This is a genomic window from Croceitalea rosinachiae (assembly GCF_031846445.1).
GTDB lineage: Bacteria > Bacteroidota > Bacteroidia > Flavobacteriales > Flavobacteriaceae > Croceitalea > Croceitalea rosinachiae.
This window is the reverse complement of record NZ_JAVRHR010000003.1, coordinates 1-17,764: the sequence shown is the minus strand read 5'-3', so window position 1 is coordinate 17,764 and position 17,764 is coordinate 1. Positions and strand designations below refer to the sequence as shown.

10 protein-coding genes and 1 tRNA gene are annotated in these 17,764 nt (G+C 37.4%); 5 read left to right on the top strand and 6 right to left on the bottom strand.

Features of this window, described 5'->3' with window-relative positions; translation table 11 throughout:
* The first annotated feature begins 2 nt into the window (after nucleotides 1-2).
* Both RM706_RS12540 and RM706_RS12535 read left to right on the top strand, forming a co-directional pair.
* On the top strand, nucleotides 3-1,751 hold the full coding sequence (locus RM706_RS12540; RefSeq protein ID WP_311352045.1) for a RagB/SusD family nutrient uptake outer membrane protein: 1,749 nt from the start codon (nucleotides 3-5) through the stop codon (nucleotides 1,749-1,751).
* A 127-nt stretch (nucleotides 1,752-1,878) separates the two neighbouring features.
* The gene (locus tag RM706_RS12535; RefSeq protein WP_311352043.1) at nucleotides 1,879-5,196 is read left to right on the top strand and encodes a VCBS repeat-containing protein; all 3,318 of its coding nucleotides are present in this window, start codon (nucleotides 1,879-1,881) and stop codon (nucleotides 5,194-5,196) included.
* 158 nt (nucleotides 5,197-5,354) lie between these two features.
* Here RM706_RS12535 and RM706_RS12530 read toward each other — a convergent pair.
* From RM706_RS12530 to nhaD, 6 genes are all read right to left on the bottom strand, one after another.
* Nucleotides 5,355-5,429, bottom strand: a tRNA-Val gene (locus tag RM706_RS12530).
* A 75-nt stretch (nucleotides 5,430-5,504) separates the two neighbouring features.
* Complete coding sequence (locus RM706_RS12525; protein ID WP_311352041.1) at nucleotides 5,505-6,716, bottom strand: bifunctional folylpolyglutamate synthase/dihydrofolate synthase; 1,212 nt, start codon at nucleotides 6,714-6,716, stop codon at nucleotides 5,505-5,507.
* On the bottom strand, nucleotides 6,716-7,624 hold the full coding sequence (locus tag RM706_RS12520; protein ID WP_311352039.1) for an energy transducer TonB: 909 nt from the start codon (nucleotides 7,622-7,624) through the stop codon (nucleotides 6,716-6,718). The genes RM706_RS12525 and RM706_RS12520 overlap by 1 nt, the downstream gene beginning before the upstream one ends.
* Nucleotides 7,624-8,010, bottom strand: coding sequence for an ExbD/TolR family protein (locus RM706_RS12515; RefSeq protein WP_311352037.1), 387 nt, complete (start codon nucleotides 8,008-8,010; stop codon nucleotides 7,624-7,626). The genes RM706_RS12520 and RM706_RS12515 overlap by 1 nt, the downstream gene beginning before the upstream one ends.
* A gap of 10 nt (nucleotides 8,011-8,020) precedes the next feature.
* Nucleotides 8,021-8,713 carry a MotA/TolQ/ExbB proton channel family protein gene (locus RM706_RS12510; protein ID WP_311352035.1) on the bottom strand — a complete coding sequence of 231 codons (693 nt, stop codon included), beginning with the start codon at nucleotides 8,711-8,713 and terminating at the stop codon, nucleotides 8,021-8,023.
* A gap of 56 nt (nucleotides 8,714-8,769) precedes the next feature.
* Nucleotides 8,770-10,095, bottom strand: a complete 1,326-nt coding sequence (nhaD, locus tag RM706_RS12505) for a sodium:proton antiporter NhaD (RefSeq protein WP_311352033.1) — start codon at nucleotides 10,093-10,095, stop codon at nucleotides 8,770-8,772.
* A gap of 220 nt (nucleotides 10,096-10,315) precedes the next feature.
* Between nhaD and RM706_RS12500 the strand changes: the two genes are divergently transcribed.
* The 3 genes from RM706_RS12500 (at nucleotide 10,316) to RM706_RS12490 (ending at nucleotide 17,747) form a co-directional block, all read left to right on the top strand.
* A complete protein-coding gene (locus RM706_RS12500; protein ID WP_311352031.1) occupies nucleotides 10,316-11,458 on the top strand; it encodes an acyl-CoA dehydrogenase in 1,143 nt (380 codons plus the stop codon).
* 305 nt (nucleotides 11,459-11,763) lie between these two features.
* Nucleotides 11,764-16,269, top strand: coding sequence for a glutamate synthase large subunit (gltB, locus tag RM706_RS12495; protein ID WP_311352029.1), 4,506 nt, complete (start codon nucleotides 11,764-11,766; stop codon nucleotides 16,267-16,269).
* 11 nt (nucleotides 16,270-16,280) lie between these two features.
* Nucleotides 16,281-17,747, top strand: coding sequence for a glutamate synthase subunit beta (locus RM706_RS12490; protein WP_311352027.1), 1,467 nt, complete (start codon nucleotides 16,281-16,283; stop codon nucleotides 17,745-17,747).
* Nucleotides 17,748-17,764 lie beyond the last annotated feature (17 nt).

The following is a 17,764-nucleotide window of genomic DNA, read 5'->3' as shown; positions in this document are numbered from 1 at the left end:
AAATGAAAAAGAAATTTATTTATTGTATTCTAGCAGTTTTTACCGCAATTTCATGTGGTGATGACTTTTCGACAACACCCGCTGTAGGGGCGTTAAGCGATGAAACTTTAGCAAATCCAGCAGGAGTGGATTTATTACTTACAGGTGCCTATTCGGTATTGGATGGGCAGCGAAATAATGCTGCCGGAAATGGTTTTGGCCGAGGTGGTGATAACTGGTGGCTCGATGTCATGTCAGATGATGCCCATAAAGGGAGTACTGATGGTGACCAAGGAGAGCTGCTTCAAATTGAGATTAACGACATTCAAACTTCAAATGGTTATTTCAGAGCAAAATTTCAAGCCTTATATGCCGGTGTGAACAGGGCCAATGCAGCCCTTTCAGTTATAGCAGGTATTGATAGAGAGGCTTTATTACCAAGTGATGCTGATGCTATTACCGCTCAAGAAGGGGAAGCACGATTTTTACGTGGGCATTTCTACTTTGAATTGATTAAAATTTTCGGTAACGTCGCATTAATTTCTGTTGAAAATTATGATGCACAAGAATTTAATCAGCCTAATGTTGAAGGAACCGCTGTTACTTCATTTGTCAATAGCCCAGCCTGGGAACAAGTAGAAGCGGATTTTCAATTTGCTGCAGAAAATCTACCGGCCACACAATCAGATCCGGGTAGACCCACAGTAATGGTGGCTAGAGCGTATTTGGGTAAGGCGCACTTATACCAATCTGACTGGGCAAATGCGTTAACAGAGTTAACCGCCGTAATTAATAGCGGTGAATTCGCATTGAATGCTGAATACCTTAACAATTTTAATGCAGCTGGTGAGAATAGTTCAGAATCTGTATTCGCTATTCAGTTTGCTGCAGATGATGGGCAATCTTTTAATGGGAATATAGGCGGAACTTTAAACTTCCCAGGTGGGGGACCATTCGGCTCTTGCTGTGGGTTCTACCAACCAACTATTGATTTAGCCAATGCGTTTAGAGTTGATGCAAATGGACTACCATTATTAGACACCTTTAATGATTCAGATTTCTTGAATGATTATGGCATCAATAGTGATGAAGCGTTCACACCAGACACCACAACACCAGTAGACCCTAGATTGGATTATACTGTAGGTAGACGAGGCATTGATTTTAATGGCTTTGGAGAACACGTTGGTAAAGAATGGATTAGAGCTGGATTTACCGATTTATCTGGCCCATATCTCCCAAAAAAGAATGTCTATCAAGAAAGTGAAGTAGGCACAAATCGTGGATCTGGTGCTTGGGGCCAAGAACATTCTGGTGTTAACTATAATATTATCCGTTATGCAGACGTGCTTTTAATGGCTGCTGAAGCGGCCGTTGAAACAGGTGATTTAGCTTCGGCATTGACTTATGTAAATGAAGTTAGAGATCGTGCTGCAAATACTACTGTAGTTCAGGCTGTTGATGGTAGCGGGCCTGCTGCTAACTATCAGGTTGGCACCTACGCCTCATTCCCTGATGCTTCTTTTGCAAGAGCTGCTGTTCGTTTTGAACGTCGTGTTGAATTGGGCATGGAAGGCCATCGTACATTTGACCTAAGAAGATGGGGGGTAACAACAACGGTTCTTCCTGACTATTATGCTAACGAAACACGAACCATAACCAATTTTGGTCCTAAAGTCGGACCTTATACAACCACGTATGATTTAATACCTATACCGGTTGATGCTATTGGTTTAAGCGGTGGTATTTTATCACAAAACCCCGGTTATTAAGAATTAAGTTTAGTTGAGTTATTATTAGTTTAAGTTTAGCTGCAACGGAACAGGGCATCTCATAAGTGCCCTGTTTTTTTGTTTATGACTTTGCATTGAGCTAAATTAGTATTTGCAAAATTGTAGTATGAAATTGATATTTTACAAAACCTTATTCGTTGTTTTCACCTCCATTTTTCTCGTCAATTGCAAAAACGGAATGAAGCAAAAAATCAGTTCAGAAAACACTATTTTCAACAAACTGAATAAGAAGAATACAGGAATAGACTTTTCAAACAGACTTACAGAAAATGACTCGCTAAATTACTTTACCTATTCATATATCTATATGGGTGGTGGTGTTTCTGCAGGAGACATTAACAATGATGGGTTAACAGATTTATATTTCACAGGTAATATGGTACCCAATAAGCTCTACCTCAACAAAGGAAATCTGAAGTTCGAAGATATTTCAGATTCTGCAGGAGTTTCTGGAGATAATAGATGGTACACTGGCACTACAATGAGTGACGTAAACCATGATGGTTTTCTAGATATTTATGTTTCGGTAGGTGGAAAATTTGGACCAAAAGAGAATCAATTGTTTATCAATAATGGCGATAATACTTTCTCTGAACAGGCAAAAAAATATAACATCGCTGACCCAAGCAATAGCGTTCAATCTACTTTTTTTGATTATGACCGTGATGGTGATTTAGATTTATATGTGGCAAATTATCCTCCAACACCATTCGATGCACCTAATTACTATTATGCTTTTAAGAAATTATCGCCAAAGCCACTTGAAACAGACCGTCTATTTAGAAATGATGGAGACACCTTTACAGATGTTACCAAAGAAGCAGGCCTAAAAACCTTCGGACTTTCTTTAAGTGCAACTGTAGGAGATTTGAATCAAGATGGATGGTCAGACCTTTATGTTTCTAATGATTTTAGTACACCCGATTACTATTTCTCAAATAACCAAGATGGCACCTTTTCAGAAGTTTCGCTATTATCGATGAAAAATACTTCTTTTTATGGCATGGGTGTAGATATTGCCGATTTTAATAATGACAACTTACTCGATATTCTTCAAGTTGATATGACCGCCCAAATCAATAGAAGATCAAAAGCTAATATGGCCAGTATGAACCCCGATTTGTTTTGGAGCACCGTCAATGCAGGGTTTAATTATCAATACATGCAGAATAGCCTTCAAATGAACAATGGAAACCTATTAGATTCATTGCCTGATTTCAGTAATGTATCAAGAATTGCAGGAGTCTCTTCAACAGATTGGAGCTGGGGACCTTTGATTGCCGATTTAGATAATGATGGCTGGAAAGATATTTTCATTTCTAACGGAACAAGGCGTGAAATCAACAATCGAGACTTTTTTAAAGAAATTGAAAAAAAAGGATTGCCAAAAGACAGTACATTACAAAAGAGCTTGTCAATACCTTCGGAGAAAATTGACAATTATGCTTTTAAAAATAATAAAGACCTCACTTTTAGTCGCATGAATAAAGAATGGGGCATTGAGCATAGGGGTTTCTCCAATGGAAGCCTTTATGTTGATTTAGACAACGACGGTGATTTAGAAATTGTGACCAATAACATTGATGATGTTGCATCTGTATTTGAAAATAAAAGTTCAATTACTAATAATCACTTGACCATTGATTTTAAAGGAACTACCGAAAATCCATTAGGGATTGGTACAAAAACCACTTTATTTGCCAATGGCCTACAACAGTATCAAGAATTGACGATGACCAGGGGATTCCAATCTTCCGTAGCACCAAAAATACATTTCGGATTAGGAAAAACTACACAAATTGATTCCGTAAAAGTGATCTGGCCTGATAGTAAAACTCAAGTCTTGACAGATATTAAAATTAATGCCTTGGTGACGGTAAAGTACTCAGACGCTGCTGAAAATAATAAACCAATCCAAATAAAGTCTGAAAACATTTTTGAAACGGTAAAAGACAAATCAATAGTGGTTAATCATAGGCAAATAGAAAACATCTACAATGATTTTGTTAAAGAAATACTGCTACCACACGCTACATCAAGGTTTGGCCCTAATATAGCTGTTGGGGATCTTAATGGTGACCATATTGATGATTTTGTAATTGGAGGGTCCTCTTTGAATCTGACTACCGCTTACTACCAAACCCAAAACGGATTTGAAAAGGCTAAAATCGAAGCTTTTGCCTTAGACATTGGCTCTGAAGATATGGGTATTCATATTTTTGATGCCGATAATGATGGTGATAACGATATTTATATTACCAGTGGAGGTAACGAATTTACTACTGATTCAAAAGCGTTACAGGATCGCATTTATAGTAATGACGGTAAGGGTAATTTTGAGAAATTGGAAAAAGCCTTACCAGAAATGATTACTAGTGCCTCAAGGGTTCATAGCTACGATTATGATAAAGATGGTGATTTAGATCTATTTGTTGGAGGCCGGTTGGTTCCCGGTAATTATCCCGCTCCTGCTAGTAGCTACATTTTAGAAAATATAAGTACAAGCGATGAAGTTAAATTTGTAGATGCTACTCAAAAAATAGCTCCCTTTTTAGAAAAAATTGGAATGGTAACGGATGCGCTTTGGACTGACTTTGACAATGACGGGTGGACCGACTTAATTTTGACAGGTGAATGGATGCCCGTAACAATATTAAAGAATGATGAAGGGTACTTCAAGGACATATCTCAACAAGTTGGCACAGATGATTCGAGAGGATGGTGGTTTAGTATCAAAGATGGTGATTTTGATAATGATGGAGATACTGACTACATAGTTGGCAATTTGGGCCTCAACTATAAGTATAAGGCCAATGAAAAGGAAACCTTTGATATTTATTTTAATGATTTTGATAACAATAACACAAATGATATTGTATTGAGTTATTACAATGAAGGGGAAAAGTTTCCCGTAAGAGGCCGAGAATGCACTTCGCAACAAATGCCTGGAATCAAAGAGAAATTTAAAGACTATGAATCTTTTTCGAACGCCACTTTAAGTGATGTCTATACCGAAGATGTACTGGAAGAATCTTTGCATTATCAGGTGAAATCATTTGAAAGTATCTATATGGAGAATAAAGATGGCAAGTTCGTTTTCCATAAGCTTCCAAATTTGGCACAACTTTCGTCTATCAATCAAATTGCTATCGAAGATTTTGATGAAGATGGTAATTTAGATTTCTTGGCTGTTGGAAATCTTTACGGTTCAGAAGTTGAAACACCGCGAAATGATGCGAGCAATGGAATTTTATTGCTAGGAGATGGAAAGGGTGATTTTGAACCTATAACCTCTAGAAAAAGTGGTTTTTACGCCAATGGCGACGTAAAGGACATGGCCAAAATTAATATTAAAGGCAAAAACTATTTTATTATTGCCAAAAATTCGGACTACCTGCAATTTGTTGAAATAAAAAAGGGGTAATCAAAAGACCGCCCAAAATCACAATCACTTAGATAAAAAAACGCAAACCATTTATCTCAATTTAAAGGTATTGATTCTACAGATGAAAATCTGTGAACTGTCTGACTAGACAAAACAAAAAAATCCTAATACAAGTTGTACAGGATTTTTATTTACTGTGGGCGCTGAGGGATTCGAACCCCCGACCCCCTCGGTGTAAACGAGGTGCTCTGAACCAACTGAGCTAAGCGCCCTAATTTGATTTCTCAAATAAGGAGTGCAAATATAGCACCATTTTTTCTTTACCTAAAAGAAAATAACAGAAAAAATTAAACTACTTCTGCGACTACAAAAGTGCTACCGCCAACATAGATAAAATCTTTCTTTTTAGCGTTTGATTTTGCCTTATCCAATCCTTTTTCTACAGAACTATAGGCTTTCCCTTTCAAACCATACACTTCACCCAAAATTTTTAAGTCTTTTGAATCTAATCCTCTAGGAACATTAGGCTTGACAAAATAATAATTGGCATTTTTAGGAAATAAAGGCAAAATATCACTTAAATTCTTATCACTAACAAAACCAAGGACTAAATGTAACTCTTCAAATTTTTGCTTTAAAAGTTGCTTCAGCACCAAAGTCAATCCTTCTTTATTGTGTGCCGTGTCGCATATTACTGTTGGTTTTTGCTGTAATATTTGCCATCTTCCCAAAAGCTCTGTATTAGAGACAACAGTGGAAAGACCCTTTTTTATATGCCCGGAGGTTATTTTAAATTCCTTTAACTGATCTAATGTCGTTACAACTCCTTTTATGTTTTGATGCTGGTAGCTACCTAACAAATCGGTACTATATGAATCATGCTTTTTTTCATCCGAAAAAATAATGTTGGTCTTTAATTGATTTGCTATCAGTTTAAAAATCATTTCTGTTTGAGGCTGCCTTTCACTAATGACAATAGGCGTATTTCGTTTTATGATACCCGCCTTCTCCATAGCAATCTTTTCTATAGTGTTTCCCAAAATATCAGTGTGGTCAAAACCAATATTTGTTATCAATGAAACTTCAGGACTAATAATATTTGTGGAATCTAAGCGCCCACCCAATCCAACTTCAATGACTGCAATATCAACTTTTTCTTTATCAAAAAAGTCAAATGCCATACCAACGGTCATCTCAAAAAAAGAAAGCTGGTTGTATTCAAAAAAAGGTCGGTGTGTTTCAATAAAATCTTTAACAAATTCTTTATGAACCTTCTTTCCATTTATTTTTATTCGCTCTCTAAAGTCTTTTAAATGAGGTGAAGTATAAAGCCCTACTTTGTATCCTGCTTCTTGCAAAATGGAGGCGAGCATATGACAACTCGAACCTTTTCCATTAGTTCCTGCAACATGAATACTTTTAAACTTTTTTTCAGGATTACCCAATTGATGGGCAAAGTTTACAATATTGTCAAGCTTGTTTTTAAGAGCGGAACTTCCCTTTTGTTGATATATTGGAAGTTGGGAAAACATCCAATCTAGTGCTTCTTTATAGGTCACTACTGTCCTAATTTAAAATTGACCACTACAAAGCCGACTTGCTTTGAGGGGGCATTGGCATCTAAGTTCCATTTGTGCATAAAAGCGGTTTTACGGGCGGGCTCAAGAAGACAAGGTGCATTATTTGTGGTTCCTTTTACACCCGGAGTAGCTTTAATAACCTTTCCATTTCTATCAACCACAATCTTTACCACTACCCTGCCATCTTCATTACATTCTTGTTGCACTTTGCCTTTAGTGACCAATGAGCGTCCATTTAGTCCATAGCCCCCTGTTCCACTTCCGCTACCTGGTGCACCGTAGTATGTAGTCGCATAAGGATTGCCACTGGGTTGGCCTTTATCTCCAACTTGGTTATCATCACCCTCACTACCTGATTCGGTTCCATCTGATTTTCCGATACCACCCATCATGGCGTCTAATTTTTTCTTTTTGGCTTCCTGTTCTCGCTTTAGACGTTCTTCAGCTTCGCGTTCTTCTTGCGCTTTTCTATCTGCCTCTGCTTTTGCTATAGCTGCCGCAGCATCTGCCCTGCGCTTAGCTTCTTTTTGCTGTCTGATTTTTATAGACTCCTCACTCTCTTGAGTCAATACTTTTTCGGTGGGTTGTTCTTTTAACTCCTTTTCTTCCGCAATTTTTTCTTCTACAACTTCTTTTACCTCTTCTTGAACTTCCTTCTTTTCTTCGGGCGGTTTTGGAATATCTAAAGGCTCAGACTTAATTTTCTGTTTTGGCTGTTTATTACCACTGCCAAAATCCATAGTACCAAAATTAACAGCAATTCCACTTTCTTCAGGTGGATCTAAATAGGTCAATCCTATATAAAAAAGCAATAGTAGTAGTACACTTAACAGTAGTGTTGTAAGTGTGAATGATTTTTTCTTGTGTCTCGTATTTAAAAACGACATTACTTAGGTCGCACAGCCAAAATTACTTTGTAATTATTTCTATTGGCAATATCCATAACGTTTACAGCCTCTTTTATAGCTACGCTTTCTTCTGCCCTCAAAATAATAGTAGGTTTATCTTGACCTTCAAGTGCTTTTCTTAATTCAATTTCAATGTATTCTCCGTTAATCTGTTCGTTGTTCACGTAATATTTTAGATTCTTGTCAATGGTGACAGATACGTTCTGGGTATTGGTAGATTTGCCTTTGGCTTTTGGCAAGAGTAAATCCAAGGCATTGGGTGCATTAGAGGTTAGCATGAAAAAAACCAACAATAAGAACACAATGTCTGTCATTGAAGACATGCTAAAATCAGGACTGACCTTATTTCTTCCTTTCAATTTCATAGTTGATAATCTAGATGGGTTCGTTCAAGAGGTCTAAAAACTCAACCGCATTAGCTTCCATTTTATGTACAATCTTGTCTGTTCTATTGACCAAATGATTATAACCGATATATGCGATGATACCTACTATTAAGCCAGCGACTGTAGTTGTCATTGCCGTATAAATACCAGATGCCAAAGATCCCATTTCAGCTTGCCCTCCACTGCTTGCCATTTGATGAAATGCCAAAATCATACCAATAACCGTTCCTAAAAACCCAATCATTGGGGCAGCACCAGCAACCGTTGCAAGAATATTTACATTTTTTTCCAATTTGTAAACTTCAAGCGTACCAGCATTTTCAATTGCAGTATTAATATCGTCCAAAGGTTTCCCTATTCTTGAAACTCCTTTCTCTGTTAAGCGAGCTACCGGTGAGTCAGTTTGTACACATAATAATTTAGCTGCCTCAAGTTTACCATTCATGACATGGTCACGGATTTGATTCATGAAGTTCTTATCAATTTTAGATGCAGCGTTAATTGCAAACGTTCTTTCAAAGTAGATATACAATGCTACGAATAAGAGCACAAAAAGTACTACGACGATAATTGTGCTAGCGGCACCTCCGTTTAGGATTAAGTCAACTACGGATAATGTCTTTTCTTCTGAGATAGCCTCGGCTAAATCTTCAGATGATGTTTGATCTTGAAATAATGTCATAAGTGGTCCCCAATTTTAATTGACTTTATAACGGGGATTTCCGCAGAAAATTATATCTAAAAAATAAAATCACGCATTAGTATAAATACAATGGCTCCAGCAACAAAACCAACAAATGCCAACCACGCAATTTTCTTTAAATACCAGAAAAAATCTATTTTTTCCATTCCCATCGCAACAACACCTGCAGCTGAACCAATAATGAGCATACTACCTCCGGTACCAGCAGAATACGCTATAAAATGCCAGAGGGGGTTATCTCCTGCTTCAGAGAACATACCAATACTTGCGGCAACTAAAGGCACATTGTCTATAACTGCAGAACCAATACCCAACAACATCACAACAATATCAGTTTGTGGAATGGCAGCATTTAAACTCTCGGCATAGTTGAATAAAATACCTAAAGATTCAAGCGCAGCAACTGCCAATAAAATACCTAAAAAGAAGAGAATACTAGGCAGCTCGATTTTAGTTAATGCCGAATGAACTGGGCTATGATGTGCAGATTCATGATGATCCTCGTCAATAGCAGAACTAATACTAAATTTTGCATTACTATAAATTTCTGCAAAAGTGGCCACTATAGCCAATGAAAGCATCATACCTACATAAGGGGGTAAATGTGTAATCGTTTTGAAAAAAGGTACAAAGACAATAGCCCCTAAACCTAGATAAAGCATTGTTGGGCCATATTTTGATTTAGAACCAACTGTATCTTCAATATCCGCCTCACCACTAAACACCCTAAATCTACTAGCGATTATGGTAGGTACAACCATACAAACAATAGATGGAACCAAAACTCTCGTCACTAAAGAACCTGCCTCTACTTTGCCAGCAATCCATAACATTGTTGTAGTAACATCCCCAATTGGTGACCAAGCACCACCTGCATTAGCATTAATAATAATTAAACCGGCAAACCAAAGTCGTGTCTCACGATCTTTAATGACCTTTTGAAGGATAGTAATTAAGACTATTGTAGCAGTCAGATTGTCAATTATGGCTGAAAGTATAAAAGCTAGAATTGAAAATATCCAAAGCAGCTTGCGTTTACTTCTTGTTTTAATGTAGCTCTTAATCGCTGCAAAACCATCAAAATAATCAATAATTTCAACTATAGTCATCGCACCTAGTAAGAATACCAGAATCTCAGCGGTCTTGCCCAAATGATGAAGTAAAATTTCGTCAATATGGGTTGGTTCAAGCTTTTTAAGTTCTGCATTGACCTCAAAAACGTCCATATGGGTAAGAGCAATAACAGCCCATAAAATGGCCATCATAGCCAACGCAGGAATCAGCTTATCGATTTTTAAGTTATGCTCTAAGGTAATAGCCAAGTATCCAGCTAGAAAGACAATAATTACTATAGTTTCCATTATTTAGTTGGTTTTGTAGATATGTTAGTTATTTCTTGAAAAACGAGAATTCACAATTCAGTTTCAAGATAAGTTAAATATAGCGATTGGAAAAAAGAACTCCCAATGAGAACTCTACTTTTTATCATATTAACTAATTCTTGTATTTCATTCAAAAACCTTAAAGAATTCATACTCAAACCGTATCTTTGGACATATTTTTTATCTTATTCTCAACATTATGGACTTTACCCTTTCAGAAGAGCAATTAATGATACAAGAAGCGGCAAGAGACTTTGCTCAAAATGAATTATTGCCAGGCATAATTGAACGTGATGACGCTCAAGAATTTCCAGCTGAACAGGTGAAAAAAATGGCTGAACTAGGGTTCTTAGGAATGATGGTTGATTCAAAATATGGCGGCAGCGGCTTAGACACACTATCATATGTTTTGGTGATGGAGGAACTTTCTAAGGTAGACGCCTCATCTTCCGTCATAGTTTCCGTAAATAATTCACTGGTATGTTGGGGCCTGGAAACTTTTGGGACAGAAGAGCAAAAACAAAAGTACCTGACAAAACTAGCAACGGGTGAAATCATTGGAGCTTTTTGTCTTTCTGAGCCAGAAGCAGGAAGCGATGCAACATCTCAAAAAACAACTGCTATTGATAAGGGAGATCATTATATTTTGAATGGGACTAAAAATTGGATAACCAATGGTAACTCAGCCGAAGTTTATTTGGTAATAGCACAGACCAATGTCGAAAAAAGACACAAAGGTATTAATGCTTTGATTGTCGAAAAAGGAATGAAGGGATTCGAAATAGGGCCTAAAGAAAATAAATTAGGTATAAGGGGTAGTGATACCCACTCCTTGCTTTTTAATGATGTAAAAGTGCCAAAAGAAAATCGAATTGCGGAAGATGGGTTTGGATTTAAATTTGCAATGAAAACCTTGGCAGGTGGTCGAATTGGTATTGCCGCTCAAGCACTTGGAATTGCAGCTGGAGCTTATGAACTTGCCTTAAAATATTCTAAAGAACGTAAGGCATTTGGCACAGAAATTTCAAATCATCAAGCTATCGCCTTTAAGTTGGCAGACATGCATACTAAAATTCAAGCGGCTAGGCATCTAGTTTACAAAGCAGCTTGGGACAAGGACAATGGTAATAACTATGACATTTCTGGAGCTATGGCCAAATTATATGCTGCAGAAACTGCTATGGAGGTAGCGGTAGAAGCTGTACAGATTCACGGCGGCAATGGTTTTGTCAAGGATTACCATGTAGAACGCTTAATGCGCGATGCCAAAATCACACAAATATATGAAGGTACTTCAGAAATTCAAAAAATTGTAATTTCAAGAGGCATACTAAAAGTATAAATTTAAAGACCCCCTATTTTTTAAGGGGTCAACTTCTAAGTTTTTACATTTTATAAAAAAATAGGACCTTCACTTGTGCGGTAAACCCATTATTGAACATTTTTAATTACCATTACGGATTATAAAGACCTCTAAAGCATATTTAATTGTTTTTTATTGTCATATTCACAATTTTGTTTTGCTGATATTTTGAATTTGAATATTATTTAACCAATTATTACAATCCTTGATTTTTTTACTGTATTTCGTTTGAAACATTGATTTTTATTCACTGATTATGATATTTTTGAATAAATACCATAACAATGAAGTTAGAAAAACAAGGGCTATATCTTCCTGAATTTGAACATGACAATTGTGGTGCAGGATTCATTTGCAGTCTTCAAGGAAAAAAATCAAATGACATTATTCACAAAGCGCTTGAGATATTAGACAAGTTAGAGCATCGCGGTGCCGTAAGCTCAGATGGGAAAACCGGTGATGGGGCTGGTATATTAATTGATATTCCTCATGATTTTTTTCAAAGTGCCTGTGATTTTGAATTACCCAAAGCGGGAGATTATGCCACTGGCAATGTATTTCTTCCGCAAAAAGAAAATCAAAGACAATTTTGCATTGACACCTTTGAAAAGAACATCAAAAAACAAGGATTAGAGCTTATAGGGTGGAGAGCGGTGCCAGTCAACAAATCTGTTCCTGGTCGAATTGCTGCTGAAACCGAGCCTTTTGTTAAACAAATTTTTATTGGTAATGGTGGTGAAGAAAATAATTTTCAATTCAACCTTAAACTTTTCATTGCAAGAAAAGTAACGGAACATGAAATAAATAAATCAAAACTCTCACAAAGTCAGTTTTTCTACCTCCCCAGTTTATCTCAAAAAATCATCATATTCAAAGGCTTGCTTGTTCCAATTGACATTAGCAAGTACTATGAAGATCTTTTGGACCCTAGAGTAGTAACAAGATTAGCATTGGTACACCAACGTTTTTCTACGAACACCTTCCCCACTTGGGATTTGGCACAGCCCTTTAGATATATGTGCCATAACGGTGAAATAAATACCCTAAGGGGCAATGTTGCACGTATGCGCTCTAGAGAAGAATTGCTGAAAAGCGATTGGTTCGGAGATGAGATAAAAAATATTATCCCAACCGTACTTCCTGGCAAGTCAGATTCCGCAAGTATGGATATGGTAGTAGAATTGCTACTAATGACTGGTAGGTCCTTACCCGAAGTTATGATGATGCTAGTGCCAGAGGCATGGGAAAAAAATAACGAAATGTCTGAAGCCAAAAAAGCTTTTTATGAATACAATTCGTGCCTAATGGAACCTTGGGATGGTCCTGCCTCTATCCCTTTTACCGATGGAAACTATATTGGGGCTGTTTTAGATAGAAATGGATTACGACCTTCTCGCTATTCAGTGACCAAGCAAGGATACGTTATTATGTCATCTGAAACCGGCGTCGTTGATTTACAGCCAGAAGATATTCAATACCATGGTCGTCTTGAACCTGGTAAAATGTTCTTGGTAAACATGGAAGAAGGGCGAATCATAAATGATGAGGAAGTAAAGGAGGCTATTGCCGCCAAACATCCCTATAAAAAATGGTTAAAAGACAATCTAGTTCACTTAAAAGATATTCCCTATAACGACTGTCCTGTTTTTTTTGGTGAGTTTCCCTTAGAAACGAGACGTTCAGCATTTGGTTATACTCAAGAAGATATCAACACCATTATTATGCCAATGGCAAAACATGGCAAAGAACCAATTGGTTCAATGGGTTCTGATACGCCAATTGCAGTACTTTCTGAGCGTCCACAACTGATTTATAATTATTTTAAACAATTATTCGCTCAGGTTACAAATCCACCACTTGATGGTATACGCGAAGAGTTGATTACAGATATCAGCTTAACACTTGGTAGCGACCATAATATTTTTGAATTTACTCAAGAACACTGTCGCAAACTTAAAATTCAAAACCCAGTCATCTCTAAAGAAGATTTAGACAAAATCAAAAACTATGATAGTAGTCCTGACTATAAAGTAACTTCAATCTCTACGTTGTATGAAATTGCCAAGGGTCATAACGGTCTTGAAGAGGCCTTAGCATCTATTTTAAAACAGGCATCTAAAGCAGTTGACGAAGGATCAAATATCATTATTCTTTCTGACCGAATGGTAAGTGCTGAAATGGCGGCTATTCCAGCACTTTTATCTTGCTCATTTGTTAATAGCGGACTAAGAAAACTAAAAAAACGCTCTCGTTTAAGTATCATTATAGAATCTGCCGAACCAAGAGAGGTACATCATTTTGCGTTATTGTTTGGCTTTGGCGCGAGTGCCATTAACCCGTACTTGGTCAATGAAATAATTGGAGAGCAAATTGAAGAAAACAAAATTACCGATTATACTTTTGACCAAGCCATAAAAAATTACAACAAGGCGGTTGGAAAAGGTATTCTTAAAGTGATGAATAAAATTGGTATCTCTACTTTGAATTCCTACAGAGGATCACAATTGTTTGAGTGTATTGGAATAAACACCAAAGTTGTTGACCAGTATTTTCCTAACACTCCGACTAGAATTCAAGGTATTGGGCTTTACGAAATCGAAAAGGAAATAGCCAAAAGGCATCGTAAGGCATTTAATCGTGACAAGGTTGACGCAAGTTTAGATTTAGAGATTGGGGGTGAGTATCGCTGGAGAAGAGATGGGGAAAAACATATGTTCAACCCCCTAAGTATTGCCAAGTTACAAAAGGCAGTTCGCAATAATGAAAAGACTACTTATAAAGAATACTCGGAATTGGTCAATGAACAGTCAAAAAGCCTAATGACAATTAGGGGCTTATTTGAGTTTTCAAATTACGACCCTATTCCTTTGGAAGAAGTTGAACCGTGGACAGAAATCGTCAAAAGGTTTAAGACGGGTGCCATGTCGTACGGAAGCATTAGTAAGGAAGCGCATGAAAATTTGGCTATTGCCATGAACCGAATTGGAGGAAAAAGCAATTCTGGTGAAGGTGGTGAAGATGCGGAACGTTTTTACAAAAATCAGTCAGGTGACTGGCGAAACAGTGCCATTAAGCAAGTAGCTTCCGGAAGATTTGGCGTTACTTCTAATTATCTGACCAATGCCCAAGAAATACAAATTAAAATGGCCCAAGGAGCTAAACCAGGAGAAGGTGGACAATTACCTGGGCCAAAAGTAAATCCTTCCATAGCTAAAACAAGAAATTCAACCCCATATGTAGGGTTGATTTCCCCACCTCCACATCACGATATCTATTCTATTGAGGATTTATCACAATTAATCTTTGATTTAAAATCCGCGAATAGGGAAGCGAGGGTAAATGTAAAATTAGTTTCAGAAGTTGGTGTAGGTACCGTTGCCGCCGGTGTTGCCAAAGCAAAAGCAGATGTCGTTCTCATTTCTGGTTTTGATGGCGGCACGGGAGCCTCACCATTGACCTCTTTAAAACATGCAGGACTTCCATGGGAGTTAGGAATTGCAGAAGCTCAACAGACCTTGGTATTGAACGACTTACGAAACCGAATTGTTTTAGAATGTGATGGCCAATTAAAAACTGGTCGTGACGTTGCTATAGCTTGCTTATTAGGTGCAGAAGAATTTGGTTTTGCTACAGCTCCACTAGTTGCTTCTGGTTGTATTATGATGCGTGTTTGTCACTTGAATACTTGTCCAGTGGGTATCGCTACGCAAAACCCAGAATTACGCAAAAAGTTTAAGGGCAAACCAGAACATGTAGTAAACTACATGTATTTTGTTGCACAAGAGTTACGAGAAATCATGGCAAAGCTTGGTTTCAGAACTGTTGATGAAATGGTAGGGCAAGTTCAAAAGTTAGATAGAAAAAAGGCTATCGACCACTATAAGTCCGCCGGTATTGACCTCACCCCAATTTTATATCAAGTTGATGTAACAAAAGAAACAAAGCTTTACAACACCCAGCAGCAAGTTCATAATATTGAAAAATCAATTGAATTTGAAATTATTGCAAAAGCACATCCTGCATTATTTAGAAAAGAGAAGACGACTTTAGATTTTCCAATACATAATACTGACAGAGCCGTTGGAGCAATCATTAGTAATGAAATTTCTAAGATTTATGGTGCTGATGGCCTCCCTGAAAACACACTGAAACTTAATTTTTCCGGTTCAGCTGGACAAAGTTTTGGTGCCTTCGCTACAAAGGGCCTTACCATGATTGTCAATGGTAATACAAATGATTATCTAGGTAAAGGGCTTTCGGGTGCGAAACTTGTGATTAAAGTGCCTGACAAATCTACATTGCGGCCTGAAGAAAATGTGATTACGGGAAATGTTACACTTTACGGAGCTACCTCTGGAGAGGCATATATTAATGGAAAAGCAGGGGAACGTTTTTGTGTAAGAAATTCTGGAGCTAAGGCAGTAGTCGAAGGTATTGGTGATCATGGTTGTGAATATATGACGGGTGGAATAGCTGTCATTTTAGGTGAAGTAGGTCGAAATTTTGGTGCTGGTATGAGCGGTGGTATTGCCTATGTTTATAATAAAAATAAAACCTTTAAAAAGAAGTGTAATTCCGAATCCTTGAATTTACTTAAAGTAGATGAAGATAAGGATATACAAGAATTAAGACAGTTAATTGAAAACCATTATAATGCTACAATAAGTCCTTTGGCACAGCATATACTTGAAAATTGGGAAGTTTCTCTTCCAATGTTCATTAAAGTATTTCCAGAAGAATACAGACAGGCATTGGTACGATTGGAAAAAGAAAAGTTAGAAACTTTATAATAACGAATAGGATGGGAAAGACGACAGGATTTTTAGAGTTCAAAAGAAAAGACGAAAGCCATATACCGGTTAATGAACGCATTAAAAATTACAAGGAATTTACCAAATCTCTGAAGGAAAAAGAACTTAAAAACCAGGGCGCAAGGTGTATGGATTGTGGAATTCCTTTTTGCCACAGTGGATGTCCATTGGGTAATCTTATCCCTGATTTCAATGACGCGGTATATCAAGGCAAATGGGAAAAAGCCACAAGTATTCTTCATTCTACCAACAATTTTCCAGAATTTACGGGAAGGTTATGTCCCGCCCCTTGTGAAGAAGCCTGTGTATTAGGAATAAATGAAGACCCGGTTTCTATCGAAAATATTGAAAAAAATATTGTGGAAAATGCTTTTAAAAATGGTTGGATTACTGCTAATCCACCATTAAAAAGAACAACCAAGAAAGTAGCGGTTATTGGTTCTGGACCAGCTGGATTAGCCACTGCACAACAACTAAACCGGGCAGGGCATACCGTGACGGTTTTTGAACGAGATGAAAAAGTAGGTGGTCTACTTAGATACGGCATTCCCGATTTTAAAATGGAAAAAAAAGTTATCGATAGAAGGTTAGGTATTTTAGAAGAAGAAGGTATCATTTTCAAAACGGGTATACATGTAGGAGTTGATATTAAAGCTAGTGACCTAAAATCAAATTTTGATGCAATTGTACTTTGTGGAGGGGCAACCGTTAGAAGAAATTTACCTATCCCAGGTTCAGGTTTAGAAGGTGTAGTTCAGGCCATGGACTTTTTACCACAAAACAATCGCAGAGTTGATGGAATTAAAGACCTTGGTAAAGAAATTTTAGCAACCGGTAAAGATGTAGTTGTGATCGGCGGTGGTGATACGGGCTCTGATTGTATTGGCACTTCAATTCGCCAAGGAGCCGACTCAGTTTCAAACTTTGAAATCATGCCAATGGCTACAGAAAATCGTCCGGCCAATCAGCCTTGGCCCTTCTGGCCTATGCGGCTTCGCACTAGTTCTTCTCATAAAGAAGGCGCTGAACGATTTTTCAGTATTTCAACCAAAAAATTTATTGGAGACAAAGATGGAAAATTAAAGAGTCTTATAACATCTGAAATAGAATGGGAAATGATTCCTGGTCAAAGACCTAAGTTAAAAGAAATTCCAAATACCGAAAGAGAATGGAAATGTGAATTGGCTTTGTTAGCAATGGGATTCACTGGTTCAGAAACAACGTTGGCGGACCAATTTGGACTTGAAATGGACGAACGAACCAATATCAAGGCTACCGAGAACAACTATCAGACTAATATCTCTGGTGTTTTTGTTGCCGGAGATCAACGAAGAGGTCAATCACTAATTGTTTGGGCCATTTCGGAAGGGCGACAAGCTGCACATCATATAGATAAATATTTGATGGGAAATTCCAATCTTCCATTAAAAGGAGAAGGAGATTTACCAAGAGTTTAATCTTTATCTTTCATATT

Coding starts and splice junctions, on each gene's coding strand:
- RM706_RS12540 (WP_311352045.1), top strand. CDS start 3: ATGAAAAAGAAATTTATTTATTGTATTCTAGCAGTTTTTACCGCAATT.
- RM706_RS12535 (WP_311352043.1), top strand. CDS start 1,879: ATGAAATTGATATTTTACAAAACCTTATTCGTTGTTTTCACCTCCATT.
- RM706_RS12520 (WP_311352039.1), bottom strand. CDS start 7,624: ATGTCGTTTTTAAATACGAGACACAAGAAAAAATCATTCACACTTACA.
- RM706_RS12515 (WP_311352037.1), bottom strand. CDS start 8,010: ATGAAATTGAAAGGAAGAAATAAGGTCAGTCCTGATTTTAGCATGTCT.
- RM706_RS12510 (WP_311352035.1), bottom strand. CDS start 8,713: ATGACATTATTTCAAGATCAAACATCATCTGAAGATTTAGCCGAGGCT.
- nhaD (WP_311352033.1), bottom strand. CDS start 10,095: ATGGAAACTATAGTAATTATTGTCTTTCTAGCTGGATACTTGGCTATT.
- RM706_RS12500 (WP_311352031.1), top strand. CDS start 10,316: ATGGACTTTACCCTTTCAGAAGAGCAATTAATGATACAAGAAGCGGCA.
- gltB (WP_311352029.1), top strand. CDS start 11,764: ATGAAGTTAGAAAAACAAGGGCTATATCTTCCTGAATTTGAACATGAC.
- RM706_RS12490 (WP_311352027.1), top strand. CDS start 16,281: ATGGGAAAGACGACAGGATTTTTAGAGTTCAAAAGAAAAGACGAAAGC.